We start from the raw sequence: 21,545 nt of genomic DNA, 5'->3' as shown, positions 1-21,545 counted from the left end.
TCGTCTTCTCGGCGCGCTCGTGCGAGAAATACTCAGCGCCCTCCAGGTCGTGCTTCCGGCAGGTGGCGAAGAGAAAGTTGATGAAGCGGCCTTCGCGGCCGAGCATCGGCTGATCGTCATCGGCCGCGGCGAGCGCCCCGCCGTCAATCCCGTCCTCGACGATCGGCGCTTCCGCGGGATCGCCCTCCGGCCGGAGTCCGAAACGCCCGGGATTGCGAACGCCCGGCGCGGGCGCGGGCGCGAAGGCGCTGATGCCGGTGATCACGCCCGCGCCGACGGTGCGGCCGCCTTCGCGCATGGTGAAGCGCTGGCCCAGGTCCATGGCGATCGGCGCGATGAGCTTGACGCCCAGCGCGACGGTCTCGCCCGGCACGACCATCTCGGTGCCCTCGGGCAGCTCGACGGTGCCGGCCACGTCGGTGGTGCGGAAATAGAATTGCGGGCGATAATTGGCGAAGAACGGCGTGTGACGGCCACCCTCGTCCTTCGTCAGCATATAGACTTCCGACTGGAAGTCGGTGTGCGGCGTGATCGAGCCCGGCTTGCACAACACCTGGCCACGCTCGACCTCGTCGCGGCTGACACCGCGCAGCAACAGGCCGACATTGTCGCCGGCCTGGCCCCGGTCGAGCAGCTTGCGGAACATCTCGACGCCGGTGACGATGGTATTGCGGGTGTCGTGGATGCCGACGATCTCGACCTCCTCGCCGACCTCGATCATGCCGGTCTCGATCCGGCCGGTGACGACGGTGCCGCGACCCGAGATCGAGAACACGTCCTCGATCGGCATCATGAACGGCTTGTCGAGCGGACGCTCGGGCTGCGGGAGATACGCGTCGACCGCCGCCATCAGCTTGAGCACGGCGTCGCGACCGATCCTGTCGTCCGATCCGTCGAGCGCCTTGGTTGCCGAACCCCGGATCACCGGGATCTCGTCGCCCGGATAGTCGTAGGAGCTGAGCAGCGCGCGGATTTCCAGCTCGACCAGCTCGAGGATTTCCTCGTCGTCGACCAGATCGACCTTGTTCAGGAACACGACCATCGCCGGCACGCCGACCTGACGGGCGAGCAGGACATGCTCGCGGGTCTGTGGCATCGGGCCATCGATGGCGGATACGACCAGGATCGCGCCGTCCATCTGCGCGGCACCGGTGATCATGTTCTTCACATAATCGGCATGGCCCGGGCAATCGACATGCGCATAATGGCGCGCGGCCGTCTCATACTCGACATGAGCGGTCGAGATCGTGATGCCGCGCTCGCGCTCCTCCGGCGCCTTGTCGATCGCGTCGTAGCTGGTGAAGGTGGCGCCGCCAGTCTCGGCGAGCACCTTGGTGATCGCCGCCGTCAGTGACGTCTTGCCATGGTCGACATGACCGATCGTGCCGATGTTGAAATGCGGCTTCGCGCGTTCGACCTTCGCCTTCGCCATTTCCTACCCCATACAAGCACGTCGCATGCTGATGCGGCGCTGGCCGCCGGATTCGACCCACGGGACCGATTACCAAGCGATACCGGTGATTCGTAACGATGCCCAAGGATTCCGCTTGGCGATTTGCGCCATTTCCGGCGCGGTTACCTTGGTGATCCGCGCAGAGGCGCCGCGCACGCGGAGTCCATACCCTCAGGCGATCTTGCCAGCGCCGCCCCGATGTCCTGAATCTGAAGTTCGTTCCATGACAAACCTGCCGTCATGCTGAACTCGGTTCAGCATCCAATGTGCAACAACCAATGCCGTCGCTTGTGGAGTGTTGGATGCTGAACCAAGTTCAGCATGACGGAATTCAATTATGGATCGAACGGCCTTCAGCTCAGGCCACTAGGCGGCGTGGACAAATTGGTGGGCTTCATCAACTGGCTTAATGAACAAGCATCATGGTGCCAGCCCAAGCGATCAGTAGGCCGAAGCACAGTCCGAAGACGGCCATCGTCATCACGATCCAGTACATGACAGGGGTGGAAGATCGGGAGTACGTCACGCCCTTAACGTTTATCTGATGTCCGCCGATGCCAACGTAGAGTCGGTTGACCATGAAAGCGGCTAAGCCGAAGCCGACCAGCGCAAAGAGTAAATATCCGACCATCTTTCCTCATCGCTTGCGGTTGATGTAGCACGGAATGGTTGATTCAAGCCTGCTTTTTGGAGGCGGGCTTGAGCCGGGGCGATCTTACCGGGCGGAATGGAGCATCCTGAAGGATTCGCTGCCGATCGAGTGTAAGAACCGGGGCCGAGGCCGACCGCCCGAAGTCGGGAATGCCTCTGCGCGCTCCGCGCCTCTGCGCGAATATCATCTTGGCGCCCCGAGCGCCGCCGAAGGTCGATCGGCGCGGGCCCCATCAATCAGGCGTCGGCGCCAGCAGCCCCAGCGCCAGACGCCGATACGCCGCCCTGACCGCGGCACTCGTCACGGCAGGATCGTCCGACGCGGCGATCTGGAGCACGCCCTGCCGGAACGCACCCGAGAGAAGGTGCGCCAGCGCCGGGACCATCTCCCGCTCGATCAGCCCGGCATCGGCGACATGGTGCAGCGCATGCTCGCCCAGTTCGATCCGCAGCCGGCTCTGCATCGCGATCCATTCGCTCATGCCAAGCACCGCCGGTCCGTCGATCAGCAGCAATTGCCGCGTCTCGCGCCCCTCATAGGCATCGAACAGGATGCCGCTGCCGGTCACGATCTCGTCGACGCTGTGGGTGGCATGGTCCATCGTGCCCCTGGATACATGGCCGACGATCTCGTCGATCACGGCCTGGCAGGCGGCACGGAACAGGTCGCGCTTGTCCTTGAACTGATAATAGACCGCGCCCTTGGTCAGCCCCGCACGCGCCGCGATCTCATCGACCGACACCGCCGCATAGCCCCGCTCCGCAAACAGCGCGCGTGCCGCGCCGACCAGTTTCGCGCGATTGTCCATTGACTCCATACTCTCGGTATGATGTCATACCGCCGGTATGACAAGGCCCGCTTTCTCGCCGCCGGTCGCTATCGGCGTCGCCACCCTGCTCGGGCTGGCCGTCGTGGCGGGCGCGTTTCAGGCGCATGGAGGCTGGACATATGATGGTGCCGCCGCGGCCGCCCGGCTGACGGCGCGCGTGTCCTTTCTATGGTTCGTCACGGCCTGGTCTGCGTCGGCGCTGGCGCGGTTATGGCCGGGCGGCTGGCGGGCGGCGCTGCTTCGCCGCCGCCGTTCGGTCGGGCTGGCCTTCGCGGCGACTCATACCGTGCATCTCGCCGCCCTGCTCACCGCGATCTTCCTGTTCGGCCATGGCACGAAGATGGTGACCGTGATCGGCGGGGGGATCGGCTATCTGTTCGTCTTCGCCATGGCGATCACCTCGAACGACGCTGCGGTCCGCCGCCTCGGCGCGCGCCGCTGGCGCCTGCTTCACGCGACCGGCGGCTATGTCATCGCCGGGATCTTCGCCTTCTCCTATCTCGGCCGCGTGCCGGCTCAGCCATGGCTCGGCGTGCCGACGCTCTCTCTGCTCGGCCTCGCCGCACTGCTGAGGGTCCTGGCCTGGGCACGCCGGCGAGATCGCGGCAGCGCTCTTCCGGCTTAGGGGCCGTCGAGCGTCTCCGGCGGGGAGCCGATATCATCCCCGCACGTTGACGTTGTTTCCGGAAGAGACGCGCGCGATGCCCCATGACAGCATGATCGTCACCTGCGCCGGCCCCGATAGCCCTCATGCGTTCGACATCGTCCCGCTGCAGCCGCGCAACGGCACGCTCGATGCGCTGTGCCCGGTCTGCAAGGGGCATGGGCAGTGGAATGTCGAGATCGATCTGGTGAGTTTCCGCTGCAAGCGCGCGATCTGCGATCATTGCCATGGTGCCGGCTGGGTCGAGACGGGCGCGGACCCGGTCGTCCTTCCCGATATCGAGATGACGGTCGGCGGCTATCCGCAATGGACCACACGCTTTGCGCCGAAGGAGGATGGGGCGCGGGATCCCGGTCTGCCGAGCCTGATCCAGCCCTGATCGCTGCCCGCTTGATTCAACCATCGCCGAAAATCGTGAACATGGCGCGGCGGAACCCTCGCCGGTGCCGCTGGCTCTTTGATATGACTGGTCAGCTGTTGGAGGGAGGCCGGTTCCCTGTTCGGGACGATATTTTCCCTGTTCCGAGCATCGCGTTCCCTGTTCTCGATAACAGGGAAACCTCAATCAAGCATTTGATAAAAAATGAGACTTTTACGAATACCGCGGCGATCCGGCGCAAATGAAAATGCTTTCCCTGTTATTCGCTGTTATCGGCGCGGAACAGCGATGAACCCGGTCCGTCCTGTTGGAGCGTTCAGCCGACGCCAGCGGCATAGTCGGCGAGCAGTGCCGAATAATCCGCCATGTCCGGGAACATGTCGTAGCTGTGTTTCGCCGAGGTCGCCGCCCAGGGAAACGCTTCGCTGCGATAGGTCTCGATGAACGGCGCGAACCAGTGCGTATCGTCGAGCATCGTCGCCCGGACATTGACGAAACCCAGTTCCGGCGGAAGGCGGGTGAACACCCAGCTCTTGCACCAGTCGCAATGATGGTGGCGCGACTGGTCGCCGTGCAGCCCGCCGATCACGGGTTCGCCCTGGATCACCTCGAACCCGTCGCTCGGCACCGCGGCGCTCAGCGAATAGGCGCTGGCGCTCATCTTCTGGCAGCCGGTGCAGTGACACGCCATGGTCAGCATGGGCGGCGCGGAGACGCGGAAGCGCAGCTTCCCGCAGCGGCATCCGCCTTCATCGGCAGGGTCATCCCGGTCATTATCGCTCTCCCGTTCATGCTGGACTCCGCTGTCCTGCCACGGGCACAACCGCCGCAAAAGGGGGAGAAGGTGCATGCCGTTCGCGATATTGTGGCCGACCTTCGCGCTGGTGGCGCTGATCGTCCTCATCTGGTTCTGGCTCATGCTGGAGCGGATGCGCCATGTGCGGCGCAATCCTCCGACGGCGGAGGATTTCGCCAGCGGAGAGGCCGCGCTCCGCTATTTCCAGCCGGTCGAGATGCCCGCGAACAATTTCCGCAACCTGTTCGAGATGCCGACACTCTATTTCGCGATCGTGCCGCTGCTGCTGATCACGCACCAGGCCGGCCACGTCCAGGTGCTGCTCGCCTGGGCCTATGTTGTCCTCAGGGCTCTCCACAGCTTTATCCACATCGTGGTGCGCAAGGTGCAGTTGCGCGCGCCGGTCTATTGGCTGTCCAGCGCCGCGTTGATGGCGATGTGGATCGGCTTCGCCATCGACATCGCGCACGCGTCGGCCCGCTATCGGGACGCGATGGGCAATATCGGCATGTGAGGAAAAGGGGCGGCTTGGGAGCCGCCCCGGGAAGGGTCAGGCCGCCGCGCCGTTCGAGGCGACCAGGCTGATCTCCGGCGCGCCCCGCTCGAAATTGCGGGCGCCGGGGGAGAGATGCTTCAGGTGGCCGTCGATCGACGCGCCATTCTCGATCGAGATCGTCTCATATTCCACGTCGCCGTTGATCCGCGCGCTCCGCTCGACAGTAAGCTGGCGTACCGAGACGGAGCCCTCGATCGATCCGGCGATGCGCGCGGTCTCGGCCTTGAGCGAGCCGGCGATGCGGCTTTCGGTCCCCTGCACGACGTTGCCGCAGGTCACGTCGCCGTCGATGCGCCCGTCGATATGCAGGTCGGCGGTCGCCACGACATTGCCGGTGACGGTGACGTCCGGCCCGAGCACCGAAAACATGCCGCGCTTGCCCGCTGACGCCTGCGCTGCCGGCGTCGACGGCACCATCATTCCCTGATCGCGACCATTCTTGTTGAACATCGACATTCGAGTGAACCCCCCACTTCCGAACCCTGCGAATCGACTGGATAGCTAACATACGTTACCGTTTTGCCGCAGCGTCGATCGTCAGATCGCCCGCGCCATAAGGCGATTTTCGTTAACGGACGGTGTGAGCAGCGGACGGGCCAGCCGGATGGTCGCGACGATCATCGCCACGCTCCCCAGCATGACCAGTCCGGCGATGCCGCTCAGATAACCGAACAGCGCCAGGGTCGAGCCCGCCTGCACCAGAATCGCGATGGTCTGGCTCGGCTTGTCGCGGCACACCAGCGCCAGGCACAGCGCCAGCACGTCCGCCAGGAAGAAATATCGCTCATGCATGCGCGGCAACAGCCCGGCGGTGACGAGCGTCGCCAGCAGGGCGGCCGACAGCAGCGCCCTGTCGTCGAGCGCCCGGGTCGAGAAGCGCGCGATATAGGCCGCTGTCCCGCCGATCGCCACGGCGGTGGCGATGCCGGCCAGCGGCAGGCCGATCGGAAAGGCCTGCAGGATCGCCCAGATATTGGGCGCATTGAACGAGAGCATCTGAAACGTGTCGGCCTGGCGGAGATAGATGGTGACGAGGTCGGCCGCCGGCCATCCCGCCGCCCAGGCCGGCACCATGGTCGCCAGGGTGACCGCGGGGGCGATCGGCCAGAGCCATGGCGGCACGCGGCGGCCGATCAGCACGGCGAGGAAGAAGGGGGCGATCAGGATCGCCTGTGCCTTGAAGGCCACCGCCAGGCCGAACCAGGCGAGCATGGCGGCGTGGCGACGGTCCAGCGCGGCGGCTACCGCCATCACGCAAGAGGCGGCCCACATCGCGTCGCACTGGCCCAGCAGGGACGCGTTGAGCAGGATGCTCGGCATCGCGAAGAGCAGCATGGTGGCCCGGACCGGCTGCAACGCGTCGAACCGGGTCAGCAGATGCCGCACGGCCAGGGCGAGCGCCACGGTGCCGGCGACTGACAGGAGCTTGATCAGGGTCATCGCCGGCAACACGCCCGAAAACAGGCTGAGCGCGGCGAGCAGGTAGAGATAGGCGGGGGCGTAGTTGGAAAAAGGCTGCGCGAACGACGCGACCGGCCCCATGGCGACGATATGCTCGAACCAGGGCAGCAGATAGGCCGGCATGTCACTGGTAACGAGCGGCATCGTCACCCACAGCATCGTCAGCGCCACACCGATCGTCAGCGGGATCGGCGGCAAGCGGGAAACGGGGTCGCGAAGCATCGTCATATGGCCTCCTTGCGCGAGCGCTGGTTGAGACCGGGTTAAGGACGGTCGCATCGGCTGCTTCCCCGGTTGCGCCCGGGCTCCGGCTGTGTTCCACTGTCGATCAACGACAAGCGCCCTGGAACGCAGGGGGAAGGTGGGAGGATGGCGACAGCTGCGGTCGAGCGGCAGGTGATTCCGTCGCCACCGGGCCTGCCCGTGGTCGGGCATCTCCACCAGATCGCGCGCGCCGGGCTGATCGGCCATCTGCTCGCCGTCAGCCGCGATTTTCCGCAAGGCATCTTCAAGCTGAAATTCGGCAGCCGTATCGGGCTGTTCGTGACCTCGCCCGATCTCGTCGCCGAGCTGTGCGACGAGACGCGCTTCCGCAAGATGCCCGGGCCGGGCCTGCGCGTGGTGCGCAAATTCGCCGGGGACGGCCTGTTCACCGCGTTCAGCGAGGAACCCAACTGGGGCAAGGCGCACCGCATCCTGCTCCCTGCCTTCAGCCAGCGCGCGATGCGGGGCTATTTCGACATGATGCTCGAAGTGGCGGACCAGCTTGTCGGCAAATGGTCGCGGCTCTCCGGCACTGACGTGCTCGTCGCCGACGACATGACCCGTTTCACGCTCGACTCCATCGCGGTCGCGGGCTTCGGTCACCGCTTCAACAGCTTCGAGAAGGAGGAACTCGACAGCTTTCTCGAAGCGCTGGGCCGGGCGCTCGGCGAATCGCTCAACATGATCACCCGGCTGCCGATCCAGCAGCGCTTCGCGAAAAAGGCGATGCGCCAGTACGAGGCCGACATCGCCGAGATGAACGCGCTGGTCGACGGCATCATCGCCGAACGCCGGCTACATCCCAATGACGGAAAGGACCTGCTCAATCTGATGCTGAGCGCGGTCGACCCGGAATCGGGCGAGGGCCTGGACGACATCAACATCCGCTATCAGGTGCTGACCTTCCTGATCGCCGGGCACGAGACGACCTCGGGCCTGCTCACTTTCTCGCAGCATCTGCTGCTGCGCCACCCGCATGTGCTGGCCCAGGCCTATGCCGAGGTCGACCGCGTGCTGCCCGGCGACAAGCGCCCCGATTATACCGATGTGGTGAAGCTCGAAGTGATCGAGCGCATCCTGAAGGAAGCGATGCGCCTCTGGCCGACCGCGCCGGCCTTCAGCGTTGCGCCGTTCGAGGACACCGAGATCGGCGGCAAATGGCACCTGCGCAAGGATCGCCCGGTCAACGTCTTTTCGCCCGGCCTGCACCGCGATCCGGGCGTCTGGACCGACCCTGAGGAGTTCGACATCGACCGCTGGCTGCCCGAGGCCGAGGCCGCACGGCATCCGCATGCCTACAAGCCGTTCGGCAATGGCGAGCGCGCCTGTATCGGCCGGCAGTTCGCCATGGTCGAGGCAAAGCTCGCACTGGCGATGCTGCTGCAAAAGTTCGCGATCAGCGATCCTCATGGCTATCGGTTGCGCATAAAGGAGACGCTGTCGATCAAGCCGGACGAATTCTACATGCGTGTCCGGCTGCGCATGCCGCACGAACGGCTGGGCGTCGCTCCGGTCGAACGGCAGGTGGAGGAAACGCCCGTCGCCTCGGTCTCCGGCACCGGCCAGCGTTTCGCGGTGCTCTACGGCTCGAGCCTCGGCACCGCGCGCGACATCGCCGAGGAGATCGCCGAGCGCGCCAATCTCGACGGGTTCGAGACGATCGTTCGCTCGATGGACGAAAGCTTCAAGGGCGGCGCCGCGCCCGAGGACAAGGTGATCGTCATCGTCACCGCCACCTATAACGGCCGTGCCCCCGATACCGCGCTGGCGGTGGAGAAGGCGCTCGATGGCGGCGCGTTCGAGGGTGCCGACTGGACGGGCGCGCGCTTCGCGGTGCTCGGCATCGGCAACAGCCAATGGCCCAACTACCAGATCTTCCCCAAGCGCATCGACGCCGCGATCGAGGCGACCGGCGCGAGCCGCCTGCTGCCCCGCGCAGAGGCCGACGGGCAGGGCGATTTCGACGGCGCGGTCGCCGGCTTCGTGCGCGACCTGTGGAAGGCGCTGGGCAGCGACGCCGCGCCGAGCGAGTCCGTCTCGACTCTGTCGCTCCAGCCGATCGACCCTTCGGCCGCCCGCGCCGCTGCTTTGCCGGAGCACGCCCAGCAGCTCGAGATCGTCGCCAATGACGAGATGATCCGGCCCGCCGATGGGCTATGGGATTTCGCGAAGGAGCCGCCGCGCCCCTCGACCCGCTTCATCCGCATCCGCCTGCCGCAGGGCCAGCACTATCACACCGGCGATCACATCGCCGTCTATGCCCGCAACCGCCCCGACCTGGTCGAGCGCGCGATCGACCGGCTCGGCCTCGAGGGTTCGACTCAGCTGCGCGTGGACGGGCAGGGCGGCCGCTTCCGCCATTTGCCGCTCGGCCAGACGGTGACGGTGCGGCAGTTGCTCACCGATTTTGTCGAGCTGTCGGACCCGTTGCCCAGGCGTGCGCTGGCAGTGATCGCGGGACAGACGCGATGCCCCAACACCAGGTGCGAACTGGCCAGGCTCGAAGAGGTGTTCGATACCGAGGTCGCCGGCAAGCGTCTCAGCCTGCTCGACCTGCTGGAGCAGCATCCTGCCGCCGAGCTGTCGCTCGATTCCCTGGTCGAGCTGTCGGCCGCGATCTCGCCGCGCTTCTATTCGATCGCGTCGAGCCCTTTGGTCTCGCCCGATGTGGCCGAGCTGATCGTCGGCACCATGGCTGCGCCTGCCTGGTCGGGCCTGGGAGAGCATCGCGGTTTCGCCTCGGGCTATATGCAGGGCGTGGCGCCGGGCGATCAGGTGTTCGGCTATGTCCGCCGCCCCAATCCACCCTTCGCGCCGCCCGCGGACCCGAGCGTTCCGATGATCCTGATCGGTCCCGGCACCGGCTTCGCGCCCTTGCGCGGTTTCATCCAGGAACGCGCCGCGCAGAAAGCGGCGGGCGAAGATGTCGCGACCAGCCTGCTCTTCTTCGGCTGCCGCCATCCCGACCATGACTGGTTCTGCCGCGAGGAGATCGAGGCCTGGGCGAAGGACGGGGTGATCGCCCCCTATCTTGCCTTCTCCGCCCTCGACTCTCATCCATGGAAATTCGTCCAGGATGCGCTCTGGGCCGAGCAGGAGCGCGTCTGGGCAGCACTACGCGCCGGCGCGCAGATCTTCCTGTGCGGCGACGGTCGTTTCATGGCCCCGGCCGTGCGCGACACGCTGATTCGCATCCAGATGCAACAGGCCGGCGACGAGCACGCGCAAGGCTCGGCATGGCTCGAAGAACTGATCGAGGACGGACGCTTCCACCAGGACGTGTTCGGCTTCGGGAAATAGAATTCCTCCCCGAGCTTGCTCGGGGAGGGGGACCATTCGCTTCTTCAGCGAATGGTGGAGGGGCTTGGAGCGCGAGACAGGCGTTCCGCGCTCCAAGCCCCTCCACCGGCTCCGCCGGTCCCCCTCCCCGTTCCGGGGAGGAACAAGAAGGGGAGTAGGCAATGCTTCAACTGTCAGGCCAGGACGCATCGTTCGTCTATCTGGAGACGCCCCATACCCCGATGCATATCGGCTCGGTCGCGATCTACGATCCCTCCACGGCGCCGGGCGGGTTCGTCCGCTTCAAGGACATCCTGAACTTCATCGGCTCCCGCCTGTCCGGCGCGCGCAGCTTCCGCCAGCGCCTCGTGCGCGTGCCGTTCGATCTCGATCATCCCTATTGGATCGAGGATCCGGAATTCGACCTCGAATTCCATGTCCGCCACATCGCGCTGCCCAGGCCCGGCGACTGGCGCCAGCTCTGCATTCAGGTCGCGCGGCTCCATGCTCGCCCGATGGACCTCAACAAGCCGCTGTGGGAATTCACCGTGATCGAGGGGCTCGACAATGTCGAAGGCCTGCCGCCCGGCTGCTTCGCGCTGGTGTCGAAGGTCCATCACGCCGCGGTCGACGGCATGTCCGGCGTCGAGATGTCCACCGCCGTCCATGATCTCGATGCGGAGATGAGCCCGCCTGGGAAGACGGACGACTGGAAGCCCGAGCATATGCCCAATGTGGCCGACCTGCTCACCCGCAGCTATTTCAACTCGCTGCTTCAGCCGATGCGCGTGGTGGAGACGATCGGCCGGTCGCTGCCCGGCATGGCCAAGCTCGCCGCCACGGTCGGCAAGGGCGAGGTCAGCCTGTCCAACACGAAGATGGCGCCCAAGACCCGCTTCAACGGCAAGGTCTCGCCGCACCGCGTGTTCGACGCGGTGCCGTTCAAGCTCGCCGAGATCCGCGCGATCAAGGATGCCGTGCCAGGCGCGACCGTCAACGACGTGATCCTCGCCATCGTCGGCGGCGGCTTGCGCACCTATCTCGAGGACAAGAACGAGCTGCCCAGGGAATCGCTCACCGCGATGGCGCCGATCTCGGTGCGCGGCGAAGGGGAGAAGGCGGCGCTCGGCAATCTCGTCTCGGCGATGGTCATCCCGCTCGGCACGCATCTCGCCGATCCGCTCGAACGGCTGAACTATGTCCATGGCGAAGCGGTCAATTCCAAGGCGATGACGAATGCGGTCGGCGCGCGCAGCCTCGCCGATTACAGCCAGCTCATCCCGTCCGGCCTCGCCGGCCTTGCCGCGCGACTCTACACCCGGGTGGGCGCCGCCAACACGCATGCGCCGGTGTTCAACACCGTCGTCACCAACGTGCCGGGCCCACGCGTCCCGCTCTATTTCTGCGGCGCGCAGATGCTGGCGAGCTACGGCACCGCGCCGGTGTTCGATTCCATGGGCCTGATCAACCCGGTCTATTCCTATGGCGACACCATCGCGATCTCCTTCACCGCCGACCGGGACATGATGCCCGACCCCGAAAAATACGCCGCTGCGCTCAAATCCTCCTTTGAAGCGTTGAAGGTGGCGACGCTCGGCGGAACCGAGCCCGCAAAACCCAAGGCACCACCCAGACCCAAACCGGCGGCGAAGCCGGCAACCCGCAAGAAAGGAGCAGCATGATGGCCGAGAAGAAAAGCACCCCGGACAAGAACATGGGGGAAAAGGTCAAGGACACGATCAACGAGAAGATCGTCGATCCGGCGAAAAAGGCCGGCGAGGCAGTCCGGGCTTCAGGCGCCAAGGTCGCCGAGGGCGGGTCGACCGTCAGCATGAAGCTGATCGACCAGGCGGAAAGCAACGCCCGCGACGCCTTTGCCGCGCTGCGCGCCGCCGCCGCGGCCAAGGACCTGTCGGAAGTGATGAAGGTCCAGGGCGATTATCTGCGCGAGCAGGGCAGCCGCAGCATGAGCCAGGCGCGCGAGATCGGCGAGCTGATCATGCAGATCGGCCGCGAAGCCGTCCAGCCGCTGAAGGGCAAGGACTCTTAAATCCTCCCCGAGCTTGCTCGGGGAGGGGGACCATTTGCTTCTTCAGCAAATGGTGGAGGGGTTTGGAGCGCGGGACAGAGGTTCCGCCCCCAGCCCCTCCACCACCCGCCTGAAGAAGGCGGGTGCGTGAGCGAGATCGTGTCCCCCGGACACGATCTTGGATTGCCGGGGGCAATCCAAAGCTCACACACCCCCTCCCCGTGCCGGGGAGGAGCTAAAAGCTACGCATGCCCCGCGAACGGATAGACCAGCGCCTTCAGCCCGCTGCGCTCGAACGGGCGCCATTCGCCCTCGGCCTGGGCCAGCCGGTCGGCGATCGCATAGAGCACCGCCGGATTCACCCCGAGCCCGCAATGGCTGCCATGCACTTCGATATTGTCGGTCTCGGGCCCGCGCGGCTCGACGCAGTTCTGCCACGCGACCACGCCGTCCTCGCGCGAATAGATCGCGGTTGACGGCACCGGCGGCACTTCGGCGCTCTCGCGCATCTGGCTGCGCACGGAGGGATCGTCGATCTTCTGCCCGGTCAGCACCTCATAGGCGCGCCACACATTGGTCGCGCGGGGTGTACCGGTGAAGGGCGATCCGAGCGAGATCACCTGTCGCACTGCCTCGGGCGCGCGCCGGGAGAGCTGACGCGCCATCACCCCGCCCAGGCTCCAGCCGACCAGGCTCACCTTCTGCCCTGTCGCCTCGTGGATCTCGCGCAGCCGCTCGACCAGCTTTTCGCCCTCATAGCCGATCGCCTTGGGCCCGAGATTGCGGCCGAGCCCCCATTCATGCGCATCATAACCGAGGTTGCTCAGGAACCGCCGCAGCACCGTCGTCGACCGGTCGCTGGTCACGAACCCCGGCAACACCATCACCGGATGCCCGTCGCCGCGCGGCGCGGTGGCGAGGATCGGCGCCGCGATGCCCAGCGAGCTGAACTCGGCCAGCGCGCGCGGCAGTTCGGTGAACGCCAGAAGCGCGGACGGCGGCCGTATCGCGTCGGCCTGGGGTTCAGTCATTCGGTCATCCTTCCAATAGCTGCAGTCTTAACTCGCTGCACTGCAATATAGTTCATTCATCCATCCCGAACGCCCGGTGCTGCGCTGAAACGCGCGCGACGTCGTGCGCCAGGATGGCAAGGTCGTGCGGCTTGCCATCGCGGTCGCGGACATGGTCTTTCAGCAGCGCCTCCGCGCGGAAGCCGAGGCTCTCGAACAGCATCACCGATCCGATCTGGTCGGGGGTCATCTGCGCGGTCAGCTTCTCCAGCCCGCGCTCGATCGCGACGGCATAGATCGCTTCGAGCAGGTCGCGCCCGATGCCCGATCCGCGCTTGCCCGGCGCGACGAGCAGCCGGATCTCGCCGACATGCGCGCTCCAGCCGAGCGGATCGCGCACCAGCGCGGCCGTGCCGACGAACTGCCCGCCATCCTCGGCGATCAGGCTGTCGATCCAGCCGTCTTCGATCGCCGACTGCCAGGCGTCCACCACGCGCGGATGCTTCAGGTCGCGGCCGAGGAACAGCAGGTCGTGTTCGGGCAGGGTATTGGCGAAAGCGAGCATCGCGTCCCGGTCGCTCGGTGCGAACCGCCTGATGTGATGACTCATGTCGACCTTTCCCCCAGCCAGTCGACCAGTTTCGGCCATAGCCGCTTGATCGCGTTGCCCCCGGCGACGAGGCTGACATGGCCGCCCTTCATTGTCACCTGTTCCTTGTCGGCCGATCCGATCTTGTCGATCAGCGGGGCCGAGGCCGCGGATGGTACGATATGGTCGTGCTCGGCGGTGACGTGGAGGAAAGGCGCGGTGATCCGGGCCAGATCGACCGGCCGGCCGCCGACGTCCATCGTGCCCTCGTTGAGCGCATTGCCCCACATCAGCTTCTTGGTCGTCTCGCGGAAATATTCGCCGGCGAGCGGCAGCGTGTCGCTCGCCCAGCGGTCGAACATGCGGAAGGATTTGACATATTCGTCGTTCCACAGGTTGTCGAGCAGCCGGATATTCCCCGCGATCCGTGCGCCCGGCCGCAGCATGTCGAACGCGGTATAGAGATAATCCGCCGGGCAATTGCCGAAGGTATCGACCAGCCGGTCGACATCGAAGAAGCGCTTGTCCGCCCAGGCCTGGAACATCTCCATCCTGGAGAAATCGACCGGCGTGGTAAAGGTGACGAGATTCTTCATCGGCGCGTCGGGATGCAGCGCCGCCCAGAGCAGGGAGAGCACCCCGCCGAAGCAGTAACCGACCAGGGTGAAATCGTCCTCGCCGGTCTCCCGCTGCACCCGCGCGATCGCGTCGGGGATGAAGTCGAGGACATAATCGTCGAGCGTCAGGCCCTTTTCGTCGGCGCGCGGCGGGCTCCAGTCGAGCATGAACACGTCGAACCCGGCCTTGAGCAGATATTCGACCAGGCTCTGCCCGGGCACCATGTCGAAGATATAGCCGCGATTTGTCGTCGCCATCACCAGCAGCAACGGCACCCGGTACACTTCGTCGGTCATCGGGCGATAATGATGGAGGTTCATCGTGCCGCGCTGGATCAGCAGATCCTTCGGGCTGGCCCCCAGCACCGGCGCGGGCGAGGCGAAATAATCGAGCCCCTTGAAGTTGCGCTGGAGCGCGCGGTCGAACGCGGTACTGGCCTGGGTGAACAGGTCGGGGGCGCTCTGCTCGGCCATGGTCAGCGCTGCGACACGCTTAAGCCGGCTTGCCCGGCGGCGTGCGGGTGCGCTTCGGCTTGGGTCGTTCCGGTGGGGCGATCCCGGGCGGAAGGTTGGAGGCCTGGGCCATCAGCAACGCCTCGATCCGCCCGACCGACTCCTCGATCCGGCGGACTCGCGCGGAGAGATCCTCCACCTCGCTGCGGCTCGGCATGTTGGCGGCGGCCAGCGCCTTGTCCATCATCTGGTGCGCGGCGGCCTGGGCGGTCATCGTCGCGCTGCTGGCGCCCTGCATCACGCGCGAGAATTCGCCCGACTTCATCACCTGGCCGCCGAACTGGTTGGCCATCTGCTCCCACTGGCCGAGCATCTCGCGGAAGAACGCAGCCGGATCGGGTGGGGTCGTCATGCGGGCACATCCTTTACCCGCTTGAAGCATCCGTCAAGCAAGGGTGCGGCGCAGCATTACCGCAGCAATCAGTTGCCGGTCGCCCCACTCACCGGCTTCGGCCCCGCCGCCGTAGCGTCCAGCGTCGAATCCCCGCCCAGCACGCGGTAGAGCGTTACCAGGTTGGTCGCCGCGGTCAGTCGCGTCGCAATAAGCTGCTGCTGCGCGGAATAGTAAGTGCGCTGGGCGACCAAGCTCTGCAGGAAGGTATCGATCCCGCCGCGATACCGCGCGTCGGACAGGCGATAGCTGTCAGCCGCAGCGGCGGTGAGCGCCTGGCTGGCCCGGGTCTGCTCGGCAATCGTGCCGCGGCGGGCAAGCGCATCGGACACTTCGCGGAAGGCGGTCTGAATGGCCTTTTCGTACGCCGCCAGCGCCGCGTCGCGCTGCGCCTCGGACAGGCGGACATTCGCGCGCCCGGCGCCGGCGTTGAAGATCGTGTAGTTGGCATTGGCGCCGGCCGAATAATTGAACGATCCGCCCTTGAAGAGGTCGCCCAGCGACCCGCTCGCCAGCCCGAGCAGGGCCGTCAGCGAGATGCGCGGGAACAAAGCGGCTCGCGCCGCGCCGATCTCCGCATTGGCGCTGCGCAGCTGATATTCCGTCTGCACGACATCCGGACGGCGCAGCAGCACGCCGGAATCGAGCCCGGCGGGAAGTTCGGCAACGGTGCCGGCCGCTTCGTCGATCGAGGCCGGGAGCGCCGCGGAATCGATTGGCGCCCCGACCAGCAACTGCAGCGCGTTGATGTCCTGGGCGAGGTTGGTGGTCTGCTGCGCCAGATCCGATTGCGCGCTGGCCAGCACCGTCTCCGCCTGGCTGAGGTCGGTGCGCGGCGCGATGCCGCCCTTGAGCCGCGCCTGAGTCAGGGTCACGCTGCGCTGGGCGTTCGCGGCGGTGTCCCGTGCGATCGCGAGCAGGCTCTTGTCGGCGGCATAGTTCAGCCAGACCGTGGCGATGTCGCCGACCAGGGTCAGGCGCGTCGCCCGCGCAGCCGCTTCAGTGGCGAAATAACTGTTCTGCGCGGCCGTGCTCAGCGACTGGATCCGCCCGAACAGGTCGAGCTCGAACGCGCTGATGCCGCCATCGACCGAGAAGTTGGTGCGCGCGCCGCTGCCATTGCCGTTATCGGACCGCGTGACGCCGGCCGAAGCGCCGACCTGCGGCAGCAACTGCGCTCGCTGGATGCGATATTGCGCCCGCGCCGCCGCGATGTTCGCCGCGGCGATGCGCAGGTCGCGATTGTTCGCCAGCGCCTGCTCGATCAGCCCCTGCAACCGCGGGTCGCGGAAGATCTCCCGATAGGTGACCGCCGGCAGCGCCGCTTCGCTCTGCTTCAGATAGGAATCGCCGACCGGCCAGGAGGGCGGCACCGGCAAGTCGGGCCGTACATATTTCGGCGCCATCGAGCAGGCGCCGAGCGAGGTTGCCGCAAGCAGCAGGACAAACCGGCGCATCATGCTTTCTCCCCGCTAGGCTGTTCGGGGGGCTGGGCAGGGGGTGCCGGATGCTCGTGGTGCAGGCGTGCCAGCACGTCGCGCGTGCCGCGCCGCACCAGCACGAAGAACAGCGGGATGTAGAAGATCGCGAGGATCGTCGCGGTCAGCATGCCGCCGATCACCGCCGTGCCGATCGCGACCCGGCTGTTCGCGCCGGCGCCGGTCGAGACGGCGAGCGGCAGCACGCCGAAGATGAAGGCAAGGCTGGTCATCAGGATCGGGCGGAGACGGATGCGGGCCGCCTCCAGCGCTGCCTCGATCACGCGCTTGCCCTGCTTCTCGGCCTGTTCGGCGAACTCGATCATCAGGATTGCGTTCTTCGCCGCCAGGCCCATGGTGGTCAGCAGACCGATCTGCAGGAACACGTCATTCTCGAGGCCCCGCAAGGTCACCGCGAACACTGCGCCGACCAGGCCGAGCGGAATGATCAGCAACACCGCGATCGGGATCGTCCAGCTTTCGTACAGCGCCGCCAGGCACAGGAACACGACCAGCAGCGACAGCGCATAGAGATAGGGCGCCTGGCCGGAGGACAACCGCTCCTGATAGGACAGCCCGGCCCAGGCCACGCCGGTCCCCGGCAATTGCGCGGCGAGTTCCTCCATCCGCGCCATCGCCTGGCCCGAGCTGATGCCCGGCGCTGCCTGGCCCTGGATCTCATAGGAGGAGAATCCGCCGAACCGGCTGAGCGACGAGGGCGCCGTGCCCCAGGTGACGTTGGCGAAGGACGAGAAGGGCGCCATCTCGCCGGTCGACCCGCGGACATACCAGGCAGCGATGTCGTCGGGCGAGGCGCGGTACGGCGCATCGCCCTGGACATAGACGCGCTTCACCCGGCCGCGGTCGTTGAAGTCGTTGACGTAGCGGCCCCCCCAGGCGGTCGACAGCGTGCTGTTGACGTCGGCCTGGCTCAGCCCGAGCGTGCTCAGCTTTTGCGGGTCGACATCGACCTTCAGGGTCGGCTGATCCTGCAGGTCGGTCGGGCGGACTGCCTGAAGCGAGGAATCCGCGCGCGCCGCCGCGAGCAGCTTGTCGCGCGCTGCCTTGAATTCCTGGCGGCTCAGGCCGCCGGTGTTCTGCAGCTCCATCTGGAAGCCGGCCGACTGGCCGAGGCCACGCACCGCCGACGGCACCGTCGCATAGAATTCGACGTCGCGCAGGCCGCCCAACGCCTGGGTCGCGTTGCGCGCGATCGCCTGCGCGCCATTCTTCTCGCCCTTGCGTTCCGACCAGTCTTTGAGCGCGACGAAACCACGGCCGGTATTCTGGCCGCCGCCGCCGCCGCCCGCGACGGTCATGATCGCGTCGGTGTTCTTGCCTGCGGTCTTCAGGAAGTATTTCTCGATCTCACGCTGCGCCTGCTGAGTCTTGCCGATCGTCGCGCCCGGCCCGAGGTTGAACTGGATGCTCGTCGTGCCCTGATCCTCGGTCGGCAGGAAGCCCGTCGGCAGCTGAATGAACATGATCGCCAGGATCGCCACGGTGACGCCGTAGATCGCGAGGAACAGGATCTTGCGGTCGACGACCTTGGCCACCGCCCTGGTATAGCGTTCCTGATTGCGCTCGAAATTGGTGTTGAACCAGGTCTTGGCCTTCTCCATCCGGTGCTGGACCCACCGGATCGATTCATATTTGCTCTCGCGCTCCTCTTCCTTGCGTTTGAGCAGGGTGGAGGTGAGCGCCGGGGTCAGCACCAGTGCGACCACGACCGACAGCACCATCGCCGACACGATCGTGACGGAGAACTGGCGATAGATCACGCCGGTCGATCCGCCGAAGAACGCCATGGGCAGGAACACGGCGGACAGCACCAGCGCGATGGCGATCAGCGCGACGGTGATCTCGTTCATCGACTCGATCGTTGCGTCGCGCGGGCTCATGCCCGGATTCTCGTCCATCAGGCGCTCGACATTCTCCACGACGACGATCGCGTCGTCGACCAGCAGGCCGATCGCGAGCACCAGCCCGAACATGGTCAGCGTATTGATGGTAAAGCCGGCAATGGCGAAGATCGCGAAGGTGCCGAGCAGCACGACCGGCACCGCGATCGTCGGGATCAGGGTCGCGCGCCAGCTCTGCAGGAAGATGAACATGACGATGACGACCAGGATGATCGCCTCGATCAAGGTCCAGACCACTTCCTCGACCGACAGCTTGATGAACTCGGTGACGTCCTGCGGGAAATCATAGGCGAAGCCGGCCGGGAATTTCTTCGCCTGGGAAGCGATCTCGGCCTTGACCAGCTCGGCGGTCTTCAGCGCGTCGGCGCCGGGCGCGAGGCTGACGGCGATGCCGGCGCCGGGATGGCCGTTGATCCGGCTGACGATGCCGTAATTCTCGGAGCCGAGCTCGACCCGGGCGACGTCCTTCAGGTGAAGCGTCGATCCGTCGGGCTGAGTCTTCACCACGATATTGGCGAATTGCGCGGGCGTCGACAGGCGGCTCTGCGCCGTCACGGTCGCGTTCAATGCCTGGTCGGGGCTGTTGGGTACGCCGCCCACTTCGCCGGCCGCGACTTCGGCATTCTGCGCCGTGATGGCGGAGATGATGTCGCTCGGCATCAGGGAATAGCTGGCGAGCCGGTCCGGGTTAAGCCACACGCGCATCGCATATTGCGATCCGAACACGTTGATGTCGCCCACGCCCTCAAGCCGGCCGATCGGCTCCTGCAGGGTGGAGACCATGTAATCCGACACGTCCTGGTTGGTGCGCGTGTCGGTCGTGTCGAAGATCGCCGCGACCATCAGGAAGTCGGGGTTGGACTTGGTGACGGTCAGGCCCTGCTGCTGCACCTGGGAGGGCAGGCGGGGCAGCGCCTGCTGCACCTTGTTCTGCACCTGCACCTGCGCGATGTCGGGGTCGATGCCCTTGGCAAAGGTCGCGCTGATGTTCACGCCGCCGCGCGAGTTAGAGTTCGAGCTGAAATAGAGCAGGCCGTCGATGCCGGTCAGCTGCTGCTCGATCACCTGGGTGACGCTGTTCTCCAGCGTTTCCGACGAAGCTCCGGGATAATTGGCGCGGATGTTGACGTTGGGCGGCGCCACGTCGGGGAACTGCTCGATCGGCAGGGTGAAGATCGCCCCGACGCCCGCCAGCATGATGATGATCGCGACGACCCAGGCGAAGATCGGCCGGTCGATGAAGATGCGTGAAATCACTGTCCGATCAACCGCGCGTCTGGCCGGCCTGGTTGCCGGTACCCCCGCCCGCACCCCCACCAGCACCCCCACCAGCACCCTTGCCCTGCGGCGGTCCGATCCGTTCCGGCTGGCTCGCCGGCACCGGCCGCACGACCTGGTTGGGCAGGGTCTTGCCGACGCCCTGGACGATCACCTTGTCGCCCTTGTTCAGGCCGGCGGTGACGACCCAGTTGGTGCCGATCGCGCGCGTCGCGGTCACGCTGCGCTGGAGCGCCTTGTTGCCCGGCCCGACGATGAACACCGTCGCATTGCCCTTGGGGTCGCGCGACACGGCCGGCTGCGGGATCAGGAAGGCATTATTGTCGATCGACTGGGCGAAGGTCGCCCGCACGAACATGCCCGGCAGCAACTCGCCCTGCGGATTGGGGAAGCGCGCACGCAAGGTGACGGTGCCCGTGGTCGGGCTGACCACCACTTCGGAGAATTCGACCGAGCCGGCATAGCCATAGTCGCTGCCGTCCTCGAGCTTCAGCCGCACTTCGGCATTGGCCGGGCTATGGCCGCCGCTTGCCAGTTCGCGCCGCAGCCTGAGCAGGTCCGCGCTCGATTGCTGGATGTCGACATACATCGGGTCGAGCCGCTGGATCGTCGCGAGCGGATCGGCCTGGTTGGTCGTGACCAGCGCGCCTACGGTGTAGAGCGACCGCCCGATCCGCCCGGTGATCGGCGCTGGAACGGTGGTGAAGCGGAGGTTGACCTTCGCGGTGTCGAGCGCGGCGCGGTTCTGCGCGACGGCGGCCTGGGCCTGGCGCGACTGGGCGAGCGCGTCGGTGTAATCCTGCTTGGCCACGGCTTCGATATCGGCGAGCGGCTTGTAGCGCTCGGCCTTGATCCGCGCCGCTTCGGCGCTGGCGGTGGCGCTGGCGAGATTGGCCTGGGCCTGGTTCGCCGACGCGCGGTAGAGGCTCGGATCGATCTGGTAGAGCGGCTGACCTTGGCGGACGAGCGCCCCCTCGGTGAAGAACCGGCGATAGATCACGCCCGAAACCTGCGGGCGGACCTCGGAACTCTCATAGGCGGTGGTGCGGCCGGCCAGTTCGGTCGTGATCGGCACGCTGGTCGGCTGAATGACGACGAAGCCCACCTGGGGCGGACCCTGCGGCCCGCGCCGCCCGCCGCCCTGCTTGCTGTTATCCGCCTTGCCGCAGCCGGACAGCAGCAGCACCGCCGCCATCGCGGCGAGCGAGGACACACGCACAAAAGACATACGCACGGGAGTAAGCGATCGCACGGTCATTCAATCTCCATCGCGTCGCTGTCCGCACACTGCGATGGAAGATTCCCGCGCAAGAATATGCCGAACACCACGCCTCAGCCTTGGTTCCTGTCCTGTACGCGTCGGTACAGGCAAATGCTTTGTTTAT

General features: G+C 66.1%; 17 protein-coding genes and 1 pseudogene. 6 read left to right on the top strand and 12 right to left on the bottom strand.

Features of this window, described 5'->3' with window-relative positions; translation table 11 throughout:
• Positions 1–247: 247 nt before the first annotated feature.
• Together tuf and ACZ1I5_RS14190 are read right to left on the bottom strand one after the other, a co-directional pair.
• Positions 248–1,432, bottom strand: a pseudogene (gene tuf, locus ACZ1I5_RS14195) (elongation factor Tu); the annotation flags it as partial.
• A gap of 905 nt (positions 1,433–2,337) precedes the next feature.
• Positions 2,338–2,913 (bottom strand): TetR/AcrR family transcriptional regulator, encoded by a 576-nt coding sequence (locus tag ACZ1I5_RS14190; protein ID WP_465169891.1) that lies wholly within the window; start codon positions 2,911–2,913, stop codon positions 2,338–2,340.
• Between the two features lie 37 nt (positions 2,914–2,950).
• Here ACZ1I5_RS14190 and ACZ1I5_RS14185 point away from each other — a divergent pair, with 37 nt between their 5' ends.
• Together ACZ1I5_RS14185 and ACZ1I5_RS14180 are read left to right on the top strand one after the other, a co-directional pair.
• Positions 2,951–3,559, top strand: coding sequence for a hypothetical protein (locus tag ACZ1I5_RS14185; protein ID WP_465169890.1), 609 nt, complete (start codon positions 2,951–2,953; stop codon positions 3,557–3,559).
• A 46-nt stretch (positions 3,560–3,605) separates the two neighbouring features.
• Complete coding sequence (locus ACZ1I5_RS14180; RefSeq protein WP_465169889.1) at positions 3,606–3,977, top strand: hypothetical protein; 372 nt, start codon at positions 3,606–3,608, stop codon at positions 3,975–3,977.
• A 316-nt stretch (positions 3,978–4,293) separates the two neighbouring features.
• On the opposite strand, the gene ACZ1I5_RS14175 is transcribed toward ACZ1I5_RS14180, so the two are convergent.
• Positions 4,294–4,827 carry a GFA family protein gene (locus tag ACZ1I5_RS14175; protein ID WP_465169888.1) on the bottom strand — a complete coding sequence of 178 codons (534 nt, stop codon included), beginning with the start codon at positions 4,825–4,827 and terminating at the stop codon, positions 4,294–4,296.
• Here ACZ1I5_RS14175 and ACZ1I5_RS14170 point away from each other — a divergent pair.
• Complete coding sequence (locus ACZ1I5_RS14170) at positions 4,826–5,287, top strand: MAPEG family protein (protein WP_465169887.1); 462 nt, start codon at positions 4,826–4,828, stop codon at positions 5,285–5,287. The genes ACZ1I5_RS14175 and ACZ1I5_RS14170 overlap by 2 nt on opposite strands.
• Positions 5,288–5,323: 36 nt before the next feature.
• On the opposite strand, the gene ACZ1I5_RS14165 is transcribed toward ACZ1I5_RS14170, so the two are convergent.
• Both ACZ1I5_RS14165 and ACZ1I5_RS14160 read right to left on the bottom strand, forming a co-directional pair.
• Positions 5,324–5,785, bottom strand: coding sequence for a bactofilin family protein (locus tag ACZ1I5_RS14165; protein ID WP_465169886.1), 462 nt, complete (start codon positions 5,783–5,785; stop codon positions 5,324–5,326).
• Between the two features lie 81 nt (positions 5,786–5,866).
• Positions 5,867–7,018: a hypothetical protein gene (locus tag ACZ1I5_RS14160; RefSeq protein WP_465169885.1), complete on the bottom strand. Its 1,152-nt coding sequence runs from the start codon at positions 7,016–7,018 to the stop codon at positions 5,867–5,869.
• 141 nt (positions 7,019–7,159) lie between these two features.
• On the opposite strand from ACZ1I5_RS14160, the gene ACZ1I5_RS14155 reads away from it, so the two are divergent.
• From ACZ1I5_RS14155 to ACZ1I5_RS14145, 3 genes are all read left to right on the top strand, one after another.
• Positions 7,160–10,354: a bifunctional cytochrome P450/NADPH--P450 reductase gene (locus tag ACZ1I5_RS14155; RefSeq protein WP_465169884.1), complete on the top strand. Its 3,195-nt coding sequence runs from the start codon at positions 7,160–7,162 to the stop codon at positions 10,352–10,354.
• 161 nt (positions 10,355–10,515) lie between these two features.
• On the top strand, positions 10,516–12,015 hold the full coding sequence (locus tag ACZ1I5_RS14150; RefSeq protein ID WP_465169883.1) for a WS/DGAT/MGAT family O-acyltransferase: 1,500 nt from the start codon (positions 10,516–10,518) through the stop codon (positions 12,013–12,015).
• Positions 12,015–12,383 carry a phasin family protein gene (locus ACZ1I5_RS14145; RefSeq protein WP_465169882.1) on the top strand — a complete coding sequence of 123 codons (369 nt, stop codon included), beginning with the start codon at positions 12,015–12,017 and terminating at the stop codon, positions 12,381–12,383. The genes ACZ1I5_RS14150 and ACZ1I5_RS14145 overlap by 1 nt, the downstream gene beginning before the upstream one ends.
• A gap of 221 nt (positions 12,384–12,604) precedes the next feature.
• Here the strand turns inward: ACZ1I5_RS14145 and ACZ1I5_RS14140 are convergent, their stop codons facing one another.
• The 7 genes from ACZ1I5_RS14140 to ACZ1I5_RS14110 all read right to left on the bottom strand — a co-directional run bounded on the left by ACZ1I5_RS14140 (position 12,605) and on the right by ACZ1I5_RS14110 (position 21,388).
• On the bottom strand, positions 12,605–13,393 hold the full coding sequence (locus ACZ1I5_RS14140; RefSeq protein ID WP_465169881.1) for an esterase/lipase family protein: 789 nt from the start codon (positions 13,391–13,393) through the stop codon (positions 12,605–12,607).
• A 52-nt stretch (positions 13,394–13,445) separates the two neighbouring features.
• Positions 13,446–13,982, bottom strand: coding sequence for an N-acetyltransferase family protein (locus tag ACZ1I5_RS14135; protein WP_465169880.1), 537 nt, complete (start codon positions 13,980–13,982; stop codon positions 13,446–13,448).
• Positions 13,979–15,052, bottom strand: coding sequence for an alpha/beta fold hydrolase (locus ACZ1I5_RS14130; protein WP_465169879.1), 1,074 nt, complete (start codon positions 15,050–15,052; stop codon positions 13,979–13,981). Before ACZ1I5_RS14130 ends, ACZ1I5_RS14135 begins: the two co-directional genes overlap by 4 nt.
• Positions 15,053–15,071: 19 nt before the next feature.
• Complete coding sequence (locus ACZ1I5_RS14125; protein ID WP_465169878.1) at positions 15,072–15,443, bottom strand: poly(R)-hydroxyalkanoic acid synthase subunit PhaE; 372 nt, start codon at positions 15,441–15,443, stop codon at positions 15,072–15,074.
• A gap of 68 nt (positions 15,444–15,511) precedes the next feature.
• On the bottom strand, positions 15,512–16,942 hold the full coding sequence (locus tag ACZ1I5_RS14120) for an efflux transporter outer membrane subunit (RefSeq protein ID WP_465169877.1): 1,431 nt from the start codon (positions 16,940–16,942) through the stop codon (positions 15,512–15,514).
• A complete protein-coding gene (locus ACZ1I5_RS14115; protein ID WP_465169876.1) occupies positions 16,939–20,139 on the bottom strand; it encodes an efflux RND transporter permease subunit in 3,201 nt (1,066 codons plus the stop codon). Before ACZ1I5_RS14115 ends, ACZ1I5_RS14120 begins: the two co-directional genes overlap by 4 nt.
• 7 nt (positions 20,140–20,146) lie before the next feature.
• The gene (locus tag ACZ1I5_RS14110; protein WP_465173972.1) at positions 20,147–21,388 is read right to left on the bottom strand and encodes an efflux RND transporter periplasmic adaptor subunit; all 1,242 of its coding nucleotides are present in this window, start codon (positions 21,386–21,388) and stop codon (positions 20,147–20,149) included.
• Positions 21,389–21,545 lie beyond the last annotated feature (157 nt).

This window comes from Sphingomonas sp. BL-S-30, assembly GCF_055521475.1.
This window is presented reverse-complemented; position numbering and strand designations above follow the sequence as displayed.

What these genes read in the sequence shown, in the direction of transcription:
- ACZ1I5_RS14130 (WP_465169879.1), bottom strand. Translation starts at nt 15,052, where the DNA reads ATGGCCGAGCAGAGCGCCCCCGACCTGTTCACCCAGGCCAGTACCGCG.
- ACZ1I5_RS14145 (WP_465169882.1), top strand. Translation starts at nt 12,015, where the DNA reads ATGGCCGAGAAGAAAAGCACCCCGGACAAGAACATGGGGGAAAAGGTC.
- ACZ1I5_RS14150 (WP_465169883.1), top strand. Translation starts at nt 10,516, where the DNA reads ATGCTTCAACTGTCAGGCCAGGACGCATCGTTCGTCTATCTGGAGACG.
- ACZ1I5_RS14140 (WP_465169881.1), bottom strand. Translation starts at nt 13,393, where the DNA reads ATGACTGAACCCCAGGCCGACGCGATACGGCCGCCGTCCGCGCTTCTG.
- ACZ1I5_RS14110 (WP_465173972.1), bottom strand. Translation starts at nt 21,388, where the DNA reads ATGTCTTTTGTGCGTGTGTCCTCGCTCGCCGCGATGGCGGCGGTGCTG.
- ACZ1I5_RS14170 (WP_465169887.1), top strand. Translation starts at nt 4,826, where the DNA reads ATGCCGTTCGCGATATTGTGGCCGACCTTCGCGCTGGTGGCGCTGATC.
- ACZ1I5_RS14135 (WP_465169880.1), bottom strand. Translation starts at nt 13,982, where the DNA reads ATGAGTCATCACATCAGGCGGTTCGCACCGAGCGACCGGGACGCGATG.
- ACZ1I5_RS14185 (WP_465169890.1), top strand. Translation starts at nt 2,951, where the DNA reads ATGACAAGGCCCGCTTTCTCGCCGCCGGTCGCTATCGGCGTCGCCACC.
- ACZ1I5_RS14175 (WP_465169888.1), bottom strand. Translation starts at nt 4,827, where the DNA reads ATGCACCTTCTCCCCCTTTTGCGGCGGTTGTGCCCGTGGCAGGACAGC.
- ACZ1I5_RS14125 (WP_465169878.1), bottom strand. Translation starts at nt 15,443, where the DNA reads ATGACGACCCCACCCGATCCGGCTGCGTTCTTCCGCGAGATGCTCGGC.
- ACZ1I5_RS14165 (WP_465169886.1), bottom strand. Translation starts at nt 5,785, where the DNA reads ATGTCGATGTTCAACAAGAATGGTCGCGATCAGGGAATGATGGTGCCG.
- ACZ1I5_RS14155 (WP_465169884.1), top strand. Translation starts at nt 7,160, where the DNA reads ATGGCGACAGCTGCGGTCGAGCGGCAGGTGATTCCGTCGCCACCGGGC.
- ACZ1I5_RS14120 (WP_465169877.1), bottom strand. Translation starts at nt 16,942, where the DNA reads ATGATGCGCCGGTTTGTCCTGCTGCTTGCGGCAACCTCGCTCGGCGCC.
- ACZ1I5_RS14190 (WP_465169891.1), bottom strand. Translation starts at nt 2,913, where the DNA reads ATGGACAATCGCGCGAAACTGGTCGGCGCGGCACGCGCGCTGTTTGCG.
- ACZ1I5_RS14160 (WP_465169885.1), bottom strand. Translation starts at nt 7,018, where the DNA reads ATGACGATGCTTCGCGACCCCGTTTCCCGCTTGCCGCCGATCCCGCTG.